This is a genomic window from Citrobacter sp. Cpo040 (assembly GCF_030332915.1).
GTDB classification, from domain to species: domain Bacteria; phylum Pseudomonadota; class Gammaproteobacteria; order Enterobacterales; family Enterobacteriaceae; genus Citrobacter; species Citrobacter portucalensis.
The window spans coordinates 1-15,253 of record NZ_JAOWGX010000032.1 but is presented as its reverse complement, the minus strand read 5'-3'; the positions used below and the strand labels follow the sequence as shown (position 1 = coordinate 15,253).

Here is a 15,253-nt window from a genome sequence, read left to right as displayed (position 1 = left end):
GTTGTGGATTTAAATGCAAAGCCGGGTGGCGCTACGCTTACCCGGCCTACGGTTGAGTGACGTTGTAGGCCGGGTAAGGCGAAGCCGCCACCCGGCGTTTTACATCACTCTTCGCCGTTAAAACCGGCACGATTGAGCAGGAACTGCGACAGCAGCGCGACCGGACGACCGGTTGCGCCTTTGGCTTTCCCTGAACGCCATGCTGTACCAGCGATATCCAGGTGCGCCCAGTTGTACTTACGGGTAAAACGTGACAGGAAGCAGCCCGCGGTAATGGCACCGCCAGGGCGTCCGCCGATGTTCGCCATATCCGCAAAGTTGGACTCTAACTGCTCCTGGTATTCATCACCCAGCGGCAAACGCCACGCGCGGTCACCAGCCTGCTCGGACGCACCGATCAGCTCATGCGCCAGCGGGTTGTGGTTCGACATCAGGCCGGTGATGTGATGGCCCAGCGCAATCACGCACGCGCCGGTCAGGGTCGCGACGTCAATCACCGCTTCTGGCTCAAAGCGCTCGACGTAGGTTAACACGTCGCACAGCACCAGACGGCCTTCGGCATCCGTATTGAGCACTTCAACGGTCTGTCCAGACATCGTGGTCAGCACGTCGCCTGGGCGATACGCGCGGCCACCCGGCATGTTTTCACAGCCCGCCAGCACGCCGACAACGTTGATGGGGAGCTGAAGCTCGGCCACCATGCGCATCACGCCGTATACCGCTGCCGCGCCGCACATGTCGTATTTCATCTCATCCATGCCTTCGGCTGGTTTGATGGAGATACCGCCGGAGTCAAAGGTTAACCCTTTACCGACCAACACAATCGGACGCGCGTCTTCGGACGGATTGCCTTTGTACTCGATGACCGACATCAGCGACTCGTTCTGCGAGCCGTGACCGACGGCCAGATAAGAGTGCATGCCCAGCTCTTTCATTTGCTGCTCGCCGATCACTCGGGTCACAACATTTTTGCTGTAGCTGTCTGCCAGCTGGCGCGCCTGAGAGGCCAGGTAGGCGGCGTTACAGATGTTCGGCGGCATGTTGCCAAGATCTTTTGCCGCTTTAATGCCGGCGGCGATCGCCAGACCGTGTTGGATCGCACGCTCACCGCTGGTCAGTTCGCGGCGGGTCGGCACGTTAAAGACCATTTTACGCAGCGGGCGACGTGGCTCGCTTTTGTTGGTCTTCAGTTGATCAAAGCTGTACAGCGTTTCCTGTGCCGTCTCAACGGCCTGGCGCACTTTCCAGTAGTTATTGCGCCCTTTGACGTGCAGCTCAGTCAGAAAGCAGACGGCTTCCATTGAGCCTGTATCATTCAGGGTATTGATGGTTTTCTGAATGACCTGCTTGTACTGGCGCTCATCAAGTTCGCGCTCTTTGCCACACCCAATAAGGAGAATTCGCTCAGACAGAACGTTAGGAACATGGTGCAGCAACAGGGTTTGACCCGGTTTGCCTTCCAGTTCGCCGCGACGCAGCAGTGCGCTGATGTACCCGTCGCTGATCTTGTCGAGCTGCTCTGCAATCGGAGAGAGGCGGCGTGGTTCAAAGACACCCACGACGATGCACGCACTCCGCTGTTTCTCCGGGCTACCGCTTTTTACACTGAACTCCATGCACTACGCTCCTGAATCTTAAAGACAACGGCGGTGGCTACGGATAGAATTGCAAGCTTTCGTAACTCATACCCGCTGTTGCGGTGACTTCGTGTTAATCTTAACGTTATTACGGCATTGGCACGTCAGAACAATTTCTGAGAGGTGGATCCGTTGAGTATAATGATCTTAGCGACGATTTCGACGACTCAAGAGAATAAATGACGTTTAAGCCATGAAACAAGCTAAATTCCGGCAAAAGACGGGTTTTTACGGGCGTATTTAAAGTGATAATCATAAGATATCTGGTTCGGGAAACGCTCAAAAGCCAACTTGCGATCCTATTCATCCTGCTTTTGATCTTCTTTTGTCAAAAGTTGGTCAGGATCCTTGGTGCGGCTGTTGACGGTGATATCCCGGCAAATCTGGTGCTCTCGCTGCTGGGGCTGGGCGTGCCAGAAATGGCGCAACTTATCTTGCCCTTAAGCCTGTTCCTCGGGCTGTTGATGACGCTGGGCAAACTGTATACCGAAAGCGAAATTACGGTCATGCACGCCTGCGGGCTGAGCAAGGCAGTGCTCGTGAAAGCGGCGATGGTGCTGGCGCTGTTTACCAGTATTATTGCGGCGGTCAACGTGATGTGGGCCGGGCCGTGGTCCTCCAGACATCAGGACGAAGTTCTGGCGGAGGCGAAAGCGAACCCCGGTATGGCGGCGCTTGCTCAGGGGCAATTCCAGCAGGCGACCAACGGCAGTTCGGTGCTGTTTATCGAAAGCGTTGACGGCAGCAATTTCAAAGACGTGTTCCTCGCGCAAATCCGCCCGAAAGGCAACGCTCGTCCTTCGGTCGTCGTAGCCGATTCCGGACATCTTACCCAGATGCGTGATGGCTCTCAGGTCGTGACGCTGAACCAGGGGACGCGCTTTGAAGGTACCGCGCTGCTGCGCGATTTCCGCATTACCGACTTCCAGGATTATCAGGCGATTATCGGTCATCAGGCCGTGGCGCTGGATCCAAATGATACCGACCAGATGAACATGCGTACGCTGTGGACGACCGACACCGATCGTGCCCGCGCGGAGCTAACCTGGCGTATCACGTTAGTATTCACCGTATTTATGATGGCGCTGATGGTCGTACCGCTGAGCGTGGTGAACCCGCGTCAGGGGCGCGTGCTGTCGATGCTGCCAGCAATGCTGCTCTATTTGCTGTTCTTCCTGGTTCAGACGTCGCTGAAGTCGAACGGCGGTAAAGGTAAGCTGGATCCGGTGTTCTGGATGTGGACGGTTAACCTGGCGTATCTGGCGCTGGCGATTGTGCTTAACCTCTGGGATACGGTGCCGATGCGCCGCTTGCGTGCCCGTTTTATGCGTAAAGGAGCGGTATAATGCAGCCTTTTGGTGTACTTGACCGCTATATCGGTAAAACCATTTTCACCACCATCATGATGACGCTGTTCATGCTGGTGTCGCTCTCCGGGATCATCAAGTTCGTTGACCAGCTGAAAAAAGCCGGGCAGGGGAGCTACGATGCGATGGGCGCCGGGCTGTATACCCTGCTCAGTGCGCCTAAAGATATCCAGATCTTCTTCCCGATGGCGGCGCTGCTGGGGGCATTGCTGGGGTTGGGCATGCTGGCCCAGCGCAGTGAACTGGTGGTGATGCAGGCTTCTGGCTTTACCCGTATGCAGGTGGCGTTGTCGGTGATGAAAACCGCGATTCCGCTGGTGCTGCTGACGATGGCTATCGGCGAATGGGTCGCGCCACAAGGCGAACAGATGGCGCGTAACTACCGTGCGCAGCAGATGTACGGCGGCTCGCTGCTCTCTACCCAGCAGGGTTTGTGGGCGAAAGACGGTGACAGCTTTGTCTACATCGAGCGGGTGAAAGGCGACGCAGAGTTAGGCGGGATTAGCATCTACTCGTTTAACGACAAGCGCCGTCTGCAGTCTGTACGCTACGCTGCGAGCGCGACGTTTGACCCGGAACAGAAGGTCTGGCGTTTGTCGCAGGTGGATGAATCCAACCTGACCGATCCGAAGCAAATCACTGGCTCGCAAACGGTGAGCGGCACCTGGAAAACCAACCTGACACCCGACAAGCTCGGCGTTGTGGCGTTGGATCCTGATGCGCTGTCGATTAGCGGTCTGCATAACTACGTGAAGTACCTGAAGTCGAGCGGCCAGGATGCCGGACGCTATCAGCTCAATATGTGGAGCAAAGTCTTCCAGCCGCTGTCTGTAGCGGTCATGATGCTGATGGCGCTGTCGTTTATCTTTGGTCCGCTGCGTAGCGTCCCGATGGGCGTGCGCGTGGTGACAGGGATTAGCTTTGGCTTTGTGTTCTATGTGCTGGACCAAATCTTTGGCCCGCTGACGCTGGTGTACGGCATTCCGCCGATTATCGGTGCGCTGCTGCCAAGCGCCAGCTTCTTCCTGATAAGCCTGTGGCTAATGCTACGTAAGTCGTAATCACAGTAATCGTAGGCCTGATAGCGTTGTGCTTTTCAGGCCTACTCCGGACCCGTAGGCCGGATAAGGCGTTTACACCGCCATTCGGCAACGTAACACGGGGCTAGCGTTTTCTCCCGCCCATCAAACTCCCCAACATGCCGCGAATTATCTGATTGGTAACCTGTCGCGCCGCGCTTTTCGCCACGCTCTGCACTACGCCATCGCGCTTACCGCCGCGCGGTCCGGTGCTGCCAAACAGAATATCCTTCAACCCACCGAGAATACCGCCGTCCACATCGACAGCTTTACCGTTGGCGGGAGGTGTATTTTGCTGCTCGGTACTGGCCTGCACGCCTTGCTGCAAACGTTCATAGGCGGACTCGCGGTCGATATCTTCTTCATATTTACCGTACAGAGAAGAGTGATTAATCAGCCCGTTGCGTTCGTCGTCCGTCACCGGTCCCATCCGTGAGCATGGCGCAATCACCATCGCCCGTTCAACCACCGACGGGCTGCCTTTGGCGTCCAGAAACGACACCAGCGCCTCACCGGTTCCCAGCTCCTGAATGGCTTTTTCGGTATCAAATGCCGGGTTGGCGCGCATGGTTTGCGCCGCGCTTTTCACCGCTTTCTGATCTTTCGGGGTGAATGCGCGCAGGGCGTGCTGCACGCGGTTCCCCAACTGACCAAGCACGTTGTCCGGAATATCCGACGGGTTTTGCGAGACGAACCACACGCCGATCCCTTTCGAGCGGATCAGGCGGATCACCTGTTCGATTTTATCCAGCAGCACCTGCGGAGCATCGTTGAACAGCAGGTGCGCTTCATCGAAGAAGAACACCAGTTTTGGCTTCTCCAGATCGCCCGCTTCCGGCAGCTGTTCATACAGCTCGGAGAGCATCCACAGCAGGCTGGCGGCGTACAGTTTGGGCATCTGGTAGAGCTTCTCGGCGCTGAGGATATTAATCATCCCTTTGCCGCTGGCGTCGGTACGCATCCAGTCTTTGATGTCCAGCATCGGTTCGCCAAAGAAGTGTGCCGCTCCCTGCTGCTCCAGCGACAGCAGCCCGCGCTGGATCGCCCCGACCGAGGCGCTACTGATATTGCCGTACTGATTCTGGAAGGATTTAGCGTTATCGCCAATGTACTGGGTGATGGCCCGCAGGTCTTTGAAATCGAGCAGCAACAGACCCTGGTCATCGGCAATGCGGAAGATTATATCCAGCACGCCTGACTGCACGTCGTTGAGGTTCAGCAGACGGGCCAGCAGCAGCGGACCGAGGTCTGATACCGTGGCCCGCACGGGGTGACCTTTTTCGCCGAAGATATCCCACACGGTGACCGGATTAGCATGCGGTTGCCAGTCGGTAATGCCGATATTTTTCAGGCGGGCGAGCAGCTTGTCAGAGGCTTGTCCTTCCTCGGCCACGCCGGTTAAGTCACCTTTCACATCGGCCATAAATACCGGTACGCCAATCTCGGACAGCGATTCGGCCAGCTTCTGTAGCGTGACGGTTTTACCGGTCCCGGTCGCGCCGGTAATCAGTCCGTGACGGTTGGCCATACCTGGCAGTAAAAACAGTTCGGTGTCCGGCGTGCGGGCAATTAGCAGGGGTGCGCTCATTGAGATTTCCTCCATTTATCCTGCCTGGAGTATAGGCAACCGTGACGCACTCTTCACCGCTAAATTACGGAGATTGTGAGGAGAATTTAACCTGTCTGGAATAGCGGGGAGAATAGCCGGGAAGCTTACGCCACCCGGCAAAGACGATCAGAAGTCGGCTTTAAGTACTACGCGGTAGCGGGCCTTACCGTCACGCACGTGCTGGATAGCTTCGTTAATTTGCGACATCGGGTACAGTTCGGTGGTGGGCGACACCTTGCTGCGCCCGGCAAATTTCATCAGCTTGCGCAGCTCGAACGGCGTACCTGTTGCCGAACCGGAGATGCTGCGATCGCCGGCAATTAAGGTGAACGCCGGAACCGGCAGCGGCTTCAGCACCGCGCCGACGGTATGGAAGTTACCGCCGTAGGCCAGCGCTTCAAAATAGGGCTGCCAGTCGAGATCGACGTTAACCGTATTAATGATGAGATCGAACTGGCCCGCCAGCGCTTTTAGCGCATCCGGATCGCGGCTATTGACCACCTTATCCGCTCCCATCGCCAACACTTCCTGCTCTTTCGCCGGATTGGAGCTGAACGCGGTCACTTCGCAACCCATCGCATGTAACAGCTTAATAGCGATATGCCCCAGGCCGCCGATGCCGATCACCCCGACGCGGCTGGTGGCGGTGATATGGTGCATCAGCAGCGGTTTGAACACCGTGATGCCGCCGCACAGTAATGGGCCAGCGGCCGCCAGATCGATGCTCTCCGGCAACGGGATCACCCACTGCCAGTCGGCCCGCAGCTTCTCGGCAAAGCCACCGCGATTAAGAATTGTGGGAACAGACCCTTCAAGGCAGTTGATCTGATTACCGCTGATACAGGCATCGCAGTGCCCGCAGCTGCGTGCCGTCCAGCCAACGCCGACGCGCTGACCAACCTTCAGGCCCTTATCCTGTGCCGCGCTGCCGAGCGCTGCCACACGGCCAATCACCTCATGCCCGGCAACCAGCGGATACTGAGAGAATCCCCATTCGTTGTCGATCATCGACAAATCGGAATGGCAGATACCGCAGTAATCGACCTGGACTTCGACATCTTCCGGCTTAAGCTCGCCCGCATCATATTCATAGAGTTCGAGTTCGCTGCCCGCCGCTTTTGCAGCGTAGCTTTTTATCATCGACATCGTGTTTCCCTCAGTATGGTGTTGAACTGGAAGTGTAGAGCATGAGGAAACGGGACGCTTCGCAGAAGGGGGGATTAAGGCCTTTTCTGCAGCAGCGCATTGAGCCACATTTCGTCACGGTCGGGACGCTTATCGCGCGTTGTCCAACTGCTGAGTAGCGTGATATCCGTCAGCGGTGCAATCAGCTTTTCCAGCCTTTGCTCGGTGAGATCGGTAAAGTGGCGGCCGTCTTTCACTCGTTCAGTTTCACCGTATTTGAACGACACATACCAGGTACCGCCCTTTTTAAGCGCATGGGAGAGTTTGCTCATTACGCTCGGTAACTCTTCGGCACTTACATGCAGCAACGACGCGCAGCACCAGATACCATCATAGTGTTCAATATCGGCGATATCGTTGAATGTCATCTGTCTGACGCGCAGCCCGGCATGCTGGCTGGCAAGGTTAACCATTTCCGATGAGGCGTCGAAAGCCTCGACCCTATACCCCTTCTCAAGAAATGCTTTGCTGTCGCGCCCCGAGCCGCAACCCGCATCCAGAATACGCCCGCCTTCTGCGATGCGTTGCAGAAAAGGTTGATAAAGCGACTCCATATCGACATTAACCGTCGAGCTGAAAAAATCTTGCGCATGGCGCTGGTAATATTCAAGGGTCATCAGAATGTATCCGTTCCTTGTGCAATGGGTTCCCACTGGTGAAAGAGTATTTTAATCGCCTCGTTCCAGCTGTCGTTCAAAAATGTGTTTCTCTGCGCCTGGGTTGCACCGGTCTGGCGAATCAACGTTTCGCGCAGCGGAAGATGGCTGTTAATGAAGTATTCATTTCGGTCCCGTAGGCGCTGGAGTAGCCTGGTCGAAGGAAGTTGGGCAAATTTACCTTTCCCACCACGGTTACACTCCTTGCAGGCGAGGACCAGATTCCAGACGCCATCGATATTCGCCACCTGTCCCCGTGCTTTCCACGGAATAAAATGATCAACATCAGCGAAAGTGTCATCGCCAGCTTGCAGGCTGATGGGGGCAAAACAGTAGAAGCAGCGCCCCTTCTGATAACCATTCAGGCTATCCCGACAACTGGAGATCGCCACCCGTCGATCGCTGTTCCTGCTAAACAACATTTGGTCATCGTCGTCATATTCAATGTTAATCAGGTGGCTGGAGATATTCATTGCCCAGCCCTGCTCGACCAGGTTCCAGCGTGCGTCAGTTTCAAAACTGAAGTTTCGGTATTGCAGACGTTCACCCAGGTTGTAAAAGTTATCCGTCATCCGGATGCCTTTATGCGTTTTGCGCTCATCGATAAAAAAGCGTTTCTCAATCTCACCCTGATTCACATTGTGAAAGGCATCGAGCACGTTGTTAAACCCCTGGCGGACGGTGATGGCGGTGAGTTCATCGCGTGTAATTTCACCGTTATTAAATTGCGTACAGGCGGCAATAAATTGGCTGCTGCGTGAAGTGATCTGCTTTGGTGCGTGTTTTAGATGACGGCATAAATGGCCGCTGAATGGTACGGCCAGATCCTCAAGCACGATCAGATCGCTGCCGTCGGGTTTGAGATCGTACAACGCGTGGGCGAGGGCAAACTTGTAGGAAGCCACATTTTTGCCGAAAAGGATAATCCCGCGCCAGTAGTTCTCCAGCGTGGGTTCAACCTGATAGAAACGCATAACGGTGTCCTGAGCGCGGTGAGTAACCGCTATTACGTGATTCAGTAACGATATCTCATAGTAAACGGCAGCAAATGTAAACCGAGCGGGTCACGTTGCATTTTTTTGCGAGGTAAATTCCGGAAAAATTCAGGTAAGAGATGAGAATAGCTGGAGCAAGGAGGGAGCGTGGGCGATCGAAGCGCAATGACGCTGTTTTTTTCAACACTTAGCGAGACTATCGCGTGCTGGCGCTTGCATGGTGGCGCATGACAGGTATAATCCACAACGTTTTCCGCATCCCTTCCGTGCCGGAGTGGCGAAATCGGTAGACGCAGTTGATTCAAAATCAACCGTAGAAATACGTGCCGGTTCGAGTCCGGCCTTCGGCACCATTAGTACTTCCAAGACCATCCGAGAAAGTCCAATTATCCCTTTAAAATCAATACTTGCAGCGATTTTTACGTCCTGAGTCGTCCGAGGTTGTCCGTTGAAATCCGGATGTCATTGGGGGCATAATTGGGGGCATCTTAACTTCGATTAGAAATGTGCCCCCAAATGAAGCTCAACGCCAGACAGGTCGAGACCGCAAAGCCAAAAGACAAAACCTACAAAATGGCCGATGGCGGCGGTTTGTATCTTGAGGTTTCGGCCAAGGGTTCTAAATACTGGCGCATGAAATACAGACGCCCCTCTGACAAAAAAGAGGATCGCCTCGCTTTTGGTGTTTGGCCTACTGTGACGCTTGCTCAAGCAAGAGCAAAGCGTGACGAGGCTAAAAAGTTCTTAGTGCAGGGCATTGACCCAAAAGCCGAACAGAAAGAAGCTCAGGCTGAGAATTCGGGGGCATACACTTTCGAAACAATTGCTCGTGAATGGCATGCCAGTAACAAGCGCTGGAGTGAAGATCATCGATCACGCGTTCTACGCTATCTTGAGCTTTATATCTTCCCTCATATCGGTTCGTCCGACATTCGGCAGCTTAAAACCAGCCACCTGTTAGCCCCGATTAAAAAAGTTGATGCCAGTGGTAAGCATGACGTTGCGCAGCGTCTTCAACAGCGCGTCACGGCTATTATGCGTTATGCCGTACAGAACGATTACATCGACTCAAATCCAGCCAGTGATATGGCTGGTGCGCTATCGACAACCAAAGCGCGGCATTACCCCGCTTTACCCTCCAGCCGGTTCCCTGAGTTTCTTGAACGTCTTGTTGCATATCGTGGTCGTGTAATGACACGGATCGCGGTCGAGCTTTCCTTGCTAACTTTTGTGCGTTCCAGTGAGTTACGTTTCGCGCGTTGGGATGAATTCGACTTCGATAAATCTCTTTGGCGTATACCTGCAAAACGAGAAGAAATTAAAGGCGTGCGTTATTCGTACCGAGGCATGAAGATGAAAGAGGAACATATCGTTCCGCTTAGTCGGCAGGCGATGATTTTATTAAACCAGTTAAAGCAGATTAGTGGTGATAAAGAGCTGCTTTTTCCGGGTGATCATGACGCAACTAAGGTTATGAGTGAAAATACGGTAAACAGCGCATTGCGTGCGATGGGCTATGATACGAAAACCGAGGTGTGTGGGCATGGGTTTAGGACTATGGCGCGTGGTGCGTTGGGGGAGTCGGGGTTATGGAGTGATGACGCGATAGAGAGGCAACTGAGCCACTCAGAGCGTAATAATGTACGTGCTGCATATATTCACACATCCGAGCACTTGGATGAGCGTAGGCTCATGGTGCAATGGTGGGCTGATTATCTTGATAGTTGTCATAAACACCAGATCGCACCATATGAGTTTGCACGGATTTATAAATCATAGTTCTTTTATATCAGTTAGTTAGATTTTTAATTAACAATTTTAGTGGTTATGATGTGAGTTGGATAGATAAACGATATTTTTTTACTTCCAAATCCAGTTTTTCTTGATAATATTTTTGAGTGACGCATTGAATTAAACGTTCGAGGGAATGTGATGGAAAGCGAAATTGAAATGGATAACCCACTTGCATCACCTCAGCGAGAGTCCGCTGGTGCTGATTCATATGACCGTTTTGAATACCAATATCATTGGGCTCTATGTCAGGCTTTTTCAGCGTACAAAAATGCTAGAGACTTCGCTGTATTCATGGAATATCATGAAGATGTAATCATTGCCGACTCTCTTGATAAAGAAAAAGTTAAGTTTACGTTTAATCAAGTGAAAGCTAACTCTTCAGGTAGCTATACGATTAATAGTTTGACTAAGCGAGATAAAGGGAAAAATGGCGAAAAACCCTCTCTTTTAGGAAAACTATGTTCTTCCGTTCATAAAAAATGTTATTTGAGTAAGGTGACTGAATTAAATTTCGTGAGCACAATAGGTTTCAATTTTTCTCCTAAAGATGGGTTAAAGTTGAGAGCTTTAGGTCTTTCTGAACTGAACTCAGGTGATTTATCATTAATTACAAACAACCTAAATAAAGAGATTGATGAGTTTGATGCCTTCCCAAAAGAAATAATTAGATTTGTTTACTCTGATATACCACTTCAAAGTTATTATGAGCACACAATAACAAGAATTACTGATAGTGTCGAAGTCGTATTCCCTAAACATTTATTAAAACCAAAAGACATTTATAGGGTTTTAATGGATGCACTTAGAATCCGAGGCAAAGACACTTTTGATTATGATAAATGGGATGAAGTGCTTGTTAAAAAGGCATTAACCTTTGATGACATACATAAAGTAGTGACAAACGGTATATCTGGAGAAAATTCAGGGGTAGATCTTGAAACCGCTAAATATGTCATTAATGACTTAACTATTAATGGCTTAGAAAAGGGTAGGCTATTAAAAGAGGTTAAGGCTTATACTTTACGTGTTTTATCTCCTTCACTAGCAATGCTGGAAGCTCAAAAGAGTATCCAGGAGGTTATTGTTAAAAACCGAAACCAAATAGGCGACAACATAACGTACGATTTTCTTCAGAGACTCAGCGCTGAAATTCCAGAGAGAACAAAATATATATTAGATACAGAAAGAACATTGATTGCAGCAATTATATACGAAATTATTTCGAGTGAAATATAATGGAAAAAAACTATAAATTGTTGATTAGGAATTTAAGGACAAAATTACATGAGAAAGTTAGTTTTAGAGAAAATAACAATAATATCTCATTCAACAAAATCCGCGAGGCAATTCGAGTTCGGAAGGAACCTGACTCTAATAACAGCTGATGATGGTAATAGTGTCGGAAAATCGACGTTAGCTAAAATGATTTTCTGGTCATTTGGCTGCGAACCTTTATTTTCTAGTGTTTGGAAGGAACTTGATTGCTCATCCATTATCAATTTTAGTATTGATGGTGAATCAATTTCTATTCACCGTTATAAAAATGAAATGAGCTTTCGCAAACCTGGCCAGCTATTGAAGGTTTATAATAAGATCACTGGTGCCTTTGCCGAGTTATTCGCAGAGTTAGTGAAATTTGATGTGCTATTACCTAAAAAAAATAGTTTTAATTTAGAGGTTCCTCCTCCCTCGTATTATTTTTTGCCTTTCTATATTGACCAAAAAAGAACATGGGTGAAACCATGGGATTCTTTTTCTAATCTACAGCAATATAGTAAGTGGGCGCAACCTGTAATATCGTTTCATAGCGGTCTTATTTCGAAGGAACACTTTGTTGTTGAAGAAGATATATATGAAATTAAAGCGAAAGCGGATGAGGTTGAAAGTAATATTAATGAATTAAAGAATGCTGTCACTATTTTAAAAAATAATATCGCTCATCAAGATTACACTGCAGATTCTGAAAGTTTAGCCGATGAGATATTAAAGTACGAAGAGTTAATTAAACGTAACCTAGATGAATCTGCAAACTTAAAAATTGAGATGGTTGACCTTGAGTCGCAATTAAAACTTGCTGAATCCATAATTAGCGAACTGGATAAAGATTATATTTTTTCTGTAGAGAACATGAATGAAGGAAGCGTTGAATGTCCTACATGTGGAACAATCCATGAGAACTCTATAGCTCACAGAAGTAGCATTCTTATTGACAAAGAAAAAGCTGAAAAGCAATTTACTTTGCTATTAAATGAAAAATTACGCCTGCAAGATAACTTGACTAATTTAGATAGAATACTATTGGGGTTTAAAGAAAAATTATCAAATGCGCAGTCAGCATTTGAATTAAGTAACTCGAAGGCGTTTTCAGAGTTTATGACTAATAATGTCGATAAGCAGATTGACGTTATCGTTGAAAAAAAATCAGCTGTTCTCGAAAGCCAAAAGTTAAAAGAGAAGGGTTTGAAAAAAACTCAGAAGGATTTAATTACGAAGGAACAAAGAAATACTATAAAAGAAGATTTCTCCAATACATTCTTTAAGTACATAACTAAATTAAGAGTTAATATAGATGCTTCTCTTATAAAGAGCCCGCTCGATTACAACAAAATATATGAGGTTGGAGGGGCCGCTGAAGATGCTCGAGCGGTTTTAGGATATTACTTGGCTTTATATGAGCATATTTCAGAATATGGTCATGAGGTGGTTCCTCCTCTTGTTATTGATACCCCCAATCAACAGGAACAATCTACCGAGAACTATAATAAAATAGTTGAGGCGATAGCTAGAGGGGTTACTGAAAACAAGCAATACATTATTTGTGCAATGCAACACAGTGCATTGGATACTCTTTCAAAAGATGCAAAAGTCATTCGTCTGGATGAAAGAAAAATACTTACAGCTTCTGAGTATGAAGAAGCAAAAGACATTGAAGAGCAATTTCTTTTTATATGATTAATCCCAATTGAAAGGACTTTTATATCTAAAGCATGGAGCTATGTGGGTTAATTGTTTGAAACGCGCTGGCGCGCAATGCTCTCCCCGCCACGCCTGCCCGCTTCCTGGGGCGCTTTTAATGCAGGTGCATAAAGGGGCTCAGGCCGCGCCAGTGCTGGTGCGCCGGGGTGTGGAAAATTCAGGTTTTTGCATGCAAAGCCATGCAGCGTAGGCATGCATGGCTATTTTTATTAAAAAGACGGGTATTTTCGGGGCGTTTTATGCGGATTTTTTGCGGGTCTGCGCGGCCTGTCGGCGTATGAAAATCTGACTCTGTTCAGGCGTATATTTTGCCCGGTTGTCGTCTCTCGATGCTCTGTCAGGCCGGAAACCGATGGTTGTCAGCATGTCACGATCTTCCTCTGCGTAATCAATATTTCCTCCGCGGGTTACATGAACGGACAGCGCTTCGCGAACACTGGCGGCCGCCCGGTCGAGAGCCCGTTCTCTGACGATGTCAGGTTGTTCGCTGAGATGCATTAATTCCGGTGCCAGTGCGGCGGCCAGCGCGTCGCCGCTTACCTGCATAAAAGCGTGGAGCTGACGCCGGATACTGATACGCTGCACGGCCTCATGTGACCGGATGTACTGCCCGGCCGACTGATTTACCGCCCATTTTTTCAGGTCAATATCATCCCGCAGCGCCCGTGCTGCCTCCGGTTCATAACGGGTGCAGGTCAGCTCCAGCTCTTTCAGCGCCATTTCAGCCCGCGCCAGTGCTGACTTGCTGCTCATCCAGTCCGATTTATTCTTCTGACAGGTTTCAAAGGCCTGTTCCAGTAGTGCTCGTGCCATTGTCTTTTCTCCTGAATCAGTGGCGCAGCGATGAGCGGGCGCAGTCCAGAATTCGGGGCGGTGTTTCTGGCACTGTCTGCGGCGGTTCGGGCTTTTCTTCTGCCGGTGGCCGTATCACCTCGTCGATAGACTCGGTGGTGCGAAAGGTTGCGGAGCAAAAGACATTCACGCACTGGAGGTAGCTCTGTTTGACGTTATCCGACAGGTAACGGCTGGTACGGACATGGGCAGCCTGTTTGCAGTACGGACAGCGCATCATGGCTTAACCCCCCGCGATTTTTTCTTCTGTGCCAGCTCTTTAGCCCGCGCCATTCGGAGAACAGGGCTTTTAAAGAGCTTCATGTCCACGCCGGTAAGAGCCGGACGGTGAAGCCCAATTTTTGAAATTACCGGCTCCTGCGCCATGTTGAATGTGTAGTATCTGCTTTGCGCCAGTACATTCTCCCCCAGCTCCTGAATGAGAACGTTGTGAGGGTGTTCTTCTCCTTTCATTTCGAGTTCACGCAGACGTAACGCAAATGCGCGCACCAGTGAGGGAGGGATGTCTTTCATCACGGTCGCCCACTCATTCCGGGAGTAGGCAGAGAACACCGTAAAATGCGTGCCGACGTACTTATCTCCTGATGTACAGGCGGACAGCATGGTACTGGCCTTATCATCGTTGAGTTCATCAATCAGGGCGGTGAATTCCTCCGCCAGCTCCCGACCGGCCACTCGCTGACTGTGTTCGGCTTTCAGTTCCGGGGTCATCATGCCGCGCAGTTCGCGAAAACGGGTACGCCAGTTCTGTTCGGCTTCGGCACTTTCATTCAGGGCGTTCTGACGCTCTTTCTCGCTGCGGGTAATAGCCGCATCAATATCATTCAGTTTCAGCATGTTTTCCGTGTGCGCGGATTTGGCCTTGCTAAACGCATCAAGCGCATTATTTATCGTGGCTTCTGCGTTCTGGTTTGCTTTCTCGTTAAGGCTGTCCAGTGCGCTGTCAATGGCCGTACGGATGTTCTCATCCTGCGTGCTGCCGATGGTTTTCATTACTGCGGTAAACAAATCTGGTTTCATCGTCGGGTTCTCTCTGTGTTTTCAACCTGACGCCATTCTGCCGTCCCTCAGACAACAACTCGATTCATTGCCGTTGTAGCAGA

Annotated in this window: 14 protein-coding genes and 1 tRNA gene; 7 read left to right on the top strand and 8 right to left on the bottom strand. The window is 50.4% G+C overall.

The window, feature by feature from the left end; translation table 11 throughout:
- Positions 1–104: 104 nt before the first annotated feature.
- Positions 105–1,616, bottom strand: a complete 1,512-nt coding sequence (gene pepA / locus OGX86_RS02370; protein WP_003025870.1) for a leucyl aminopeptidase — start codon at positions 1,614–1,616, stop codon at positions 105–107.
- Positions 1,617–1,769: 153 nt separating this feature from the next.
- Between pepA and OGX86_RS02365 the strand changes: the two genes are divergently transcribed.
- The 3 genes from OGX86_RS02365 to lptG all read left to right on the top strand — a co-directional run bounded on the left by OGX86_RS02365 (position 1,770) and on the right by lptG (position 4,065).
- Positions 1,770–1,820, top strand: coding sequence for a hypothetical protein (locus tag OGX86_RS02365; protein WP_212723231.1), 51 nt, complete (start codon positions 1,770–1,772; stop codon positions 1,818–1,820).
- Positions 1,821–1,882: 62 nt separating this feature from the next.
- Positions 1,883–2,983, top strand: coding sequence for an LPS export ABC transporter permease LptF (gene lptF, locus OGX86_RS02360; protein WP_032942200.1), 1,101 nt, complete (start codon positions 1,883–1,885; stop codon positions 2,981–2,983).
- Positions 2,983–4,065: an LPS export ABC transporter permease LptG gene (lptG, locus tag OGX86_RS02355; protein WP_008786067.1), complete on the top strand. Its 1,083-nt coding sequence runs from the start codon at positions 2,983–2,985 to the stop codon at positions 4,063–4,065. Before lptF ends, lptG begins: the two co-directional genes overlap by 1 nt.
- 103 nt (positions 4,066–4,168) lie before the next feature.
- Here the strand turns inward: lptG and OGX86_RS02350 are convergent, their stop codons facing one another.
- The 4 genes from OGX86_RS02350 to OGX86_RS02335 form a co-directional block, all read right to left on the bottom strand.
- Positions 4,169–5,671 (bottom strand): helicase HerA-like C-terminal domain-containing protein, encoded by a 1,503-nt coding sequence (locus OGX86_RS02350; RefSeq protein WP_286639211.1) that lies wholly within the window; start codon positions 5,669–5,671, stop codon positions 4,169–4,171.
- A gap of 147 nt (positions 5,672–5,818) precedes the next feature.
- Complete coding sequence (gene ahr, locus OGX86_RS02345; protein WP_048236253.1) at positions 5,819–6,838, bottom strand: NADPH-dependent aldehyde reductase Ahr; 1,020 nt, start codon at positions 6,836–6,838, stop codon at positions 5,819–5,821.
- A gap of 74 nt (positions 6,839–6,912) precedes the next feature.
- Complete coding sequence (locus tag OGX86_RS02340) at positions 6,913–7,494, bottom strand: class I SAM-dependent methyltransferase (protein WP_128317584.1); 582 nt, start codon at positions 7,492–7,494, stop codon at positions 6,913–6,915.
- Positions 7,494–8,507 (bottom strand): HNH endonuclease, encoded by a 1,014-nt coding sequence (locus OGX86_RS02335; protein WP_128317583.1) that lies wholly within the window; start codon positions 8,505–8,507, stop codon positions 7,494–7,496. Before OGX86_RS02335 ends, OGX86_RS02340 begins: the two co-directional genes overlap by 1 nt.
- A 289-nt stretch (positions 8,508–8,796) precedes the next feature.
- Here OGX86_RS02335 and OGX86_RS02330 point away from each other — a divergent pair.
- The 4 genes from OGX86_RS02330 to OGX86_RS02315 all read left to right on the top strand — a co-directional run bounded on the left by OGX86_RS02330 (position 8,797) and on the right by OGX86_RS02315 (position 13,274).
- Positions 8,797–8,881, top strand: a tRNA-Leu gene (locus OGX86_RS02330).
- 163 nt (positions 8,882–9,044) lie between these two features.
- Entirely contained in the window at positions 9,045–10,307 is a 1,263-nt protein-coding gene (locus OGX86_RS02325) for a tyrosine-type recombinase/integrase (protein ID WP_286639205.1), read from the top strand.
- A gap of 153 nt (positions 10,308–10,460) precedes the next feature.
- The gene (locus tag OGX86_RS02320; RefSeq protein ID WP_041692551.1) at positions 10,461–11,558 is read left to right on the top strand and encodes a DUF4297 domain-containing protein; all 1,098 of its coding nucleotides are present in this window, start codon (positions 10,461–10,463) and stop codon (positions 11,556–11,558) included.
- 48 nt (positions 11,559–11,606) lie between these two features.
- Positions 11,607–13,274: a hypothetical protein gene (locus tag OGX86_RS02315; RefSeq protein ID WP_286639201.1), complete on the top strand. Its 1,668-nt coding sequence runs from the start codon at positions 11,607–11,609 to the stop codon at positions 13,272–13,274.
- A gap of 261 nt (positions 13,275–13,535) precedes the next feature.
- Here the strand turns inward: OGX86_RS02315 and OGX86_RS02310 are convergent, their stop codons facing one another.
- From OGX86_RS02310 to sid, 3 genes are read right to left on the bottom strand one after another with little or no spacing between them, the layout of a single operon-like run.
- Positions 13,536–14,111: a phage polarity suppression protein gene (locus tag OGX86_RS02310; protein ID WP_286639198.1), complete on the bottom strand. Its 576-nt coding sequence runs from the start codon at positions 14,109–14,111 to the stop codon at positions 13,536–13,538.
- Positions 14,112–14,127: 16 nt separating this feature from the next.
- Positions 14,128–14,370 carry an ogr/Delta-like zinc finger family protein gene (locus OGX86_RS02305; RefSeq protein WP_000984214.1) on the bottom strand — a complete coding sequence of 81 codons (243 nt, stop codon included), beginning with the start codon at positions 14,368–14,370 and terminating at the stop codon, positions 14,128–14,130.
- Positions 14,367–15,170 (bottom strand): capsid size-determining scaffold Sid, encoded by an 804-nt coding sequence (sid, locus tag OGX86_RS02300; protein ID WP_034168822.1) that lies wholly within the window; start codon positions 15,168–15,170, stop codon positions 14,367–14,369. Before sid ends, OGX86_RS02305 begins: the two co-directional genes overlap by 4 nt.
- Between the last annotated feature and the right edge of the window lie 83 nt (positions 15,171–15,253).

Bases quoted from the DNA above. Each gene is read 5' to 3' on its own strand.
- OGX86_RS02335 (WP_128317583.1), bottom strand. From the start codon at position 8,507: ATGCGTTTCTATCAGGTTGAACCCACGCTGGAGAACTACTGGCGCGGG.
- OGX86_RS02305 (WP_000984214.1), bottom strand. From the start codon at position 14,370: ATGATGCGCTGTCCGTACTGCAAACAGGCTGCCCATGTCCGTACCAGC.
- ahr (WP_048236253.1), bottom strand. From the start codon at position 6,838: ATGTCGATGATAAAAAGCTACGCTGCAAAAGCGGCGGGCAGCGAACTC.
- lptG (WP_008786067.1), top strand. From the start codon at position 2,983: ATGCAGCCTTTTGGTGTACTTGACCGCTATATCGGTAAAACCATTTTC.
- OGX86_RS02350 (WP_286639211.1), bottom strand. From the start codon at position 5,671: ATGAGCGCACCCCTGCTAATTGCCCGCACGCCGGACACCGAACTGTTT.
- OGX86_RS02320 (WP_041692551.1), top strand. From the start codon at position 10,461: ATGGAAAGCGAAATTGAAATGGATAACCCACTTGCATCACCTCAGCGA.
- OGX86_RS02315 (WP_286639201.1), top strand. From the start codon at position 11,607: ATGAGAAAGTTAGTTTTAGAGAAAATAACAATAATATCTCATTCAACA.
- OGX86_RS02310 (WP_286639198.1), bottom strand. From the start codon at position 14,111: ATGGCACGAGCACTACTGGAACAGGCCTTTGAAACCTGTCAGAAGAAT.
- pepA (WP_003025870.1), bottom strand. From the start codon at position 1,616: ATGGAGTTCAGTGTAAAAAGCGGTAGCCCGGAGAAACAGCGGAGTGCG.
- OGX86_RS02340 (WP_128317584.1), bottom strand. From the start codon at position 7,494: ATGACCCTTGAATATTACCAGCGCCATGCGCAAGATTTTTTCAGCTCG.
- sid (WP_034168822.1), bottom strand. From the start codon at position 15,170: ATGAAACCAGATTTGTTTACCGCAGTAATGAAAACCATCGGCAGCACG.
- OGX86_RS02325 (WP_286639205.1), top strand. From the start codon at position 9,045: ATGAAGCTCAACGCCAGACAGGTCGAGACCGCAAAGCCAAAAGACAAA.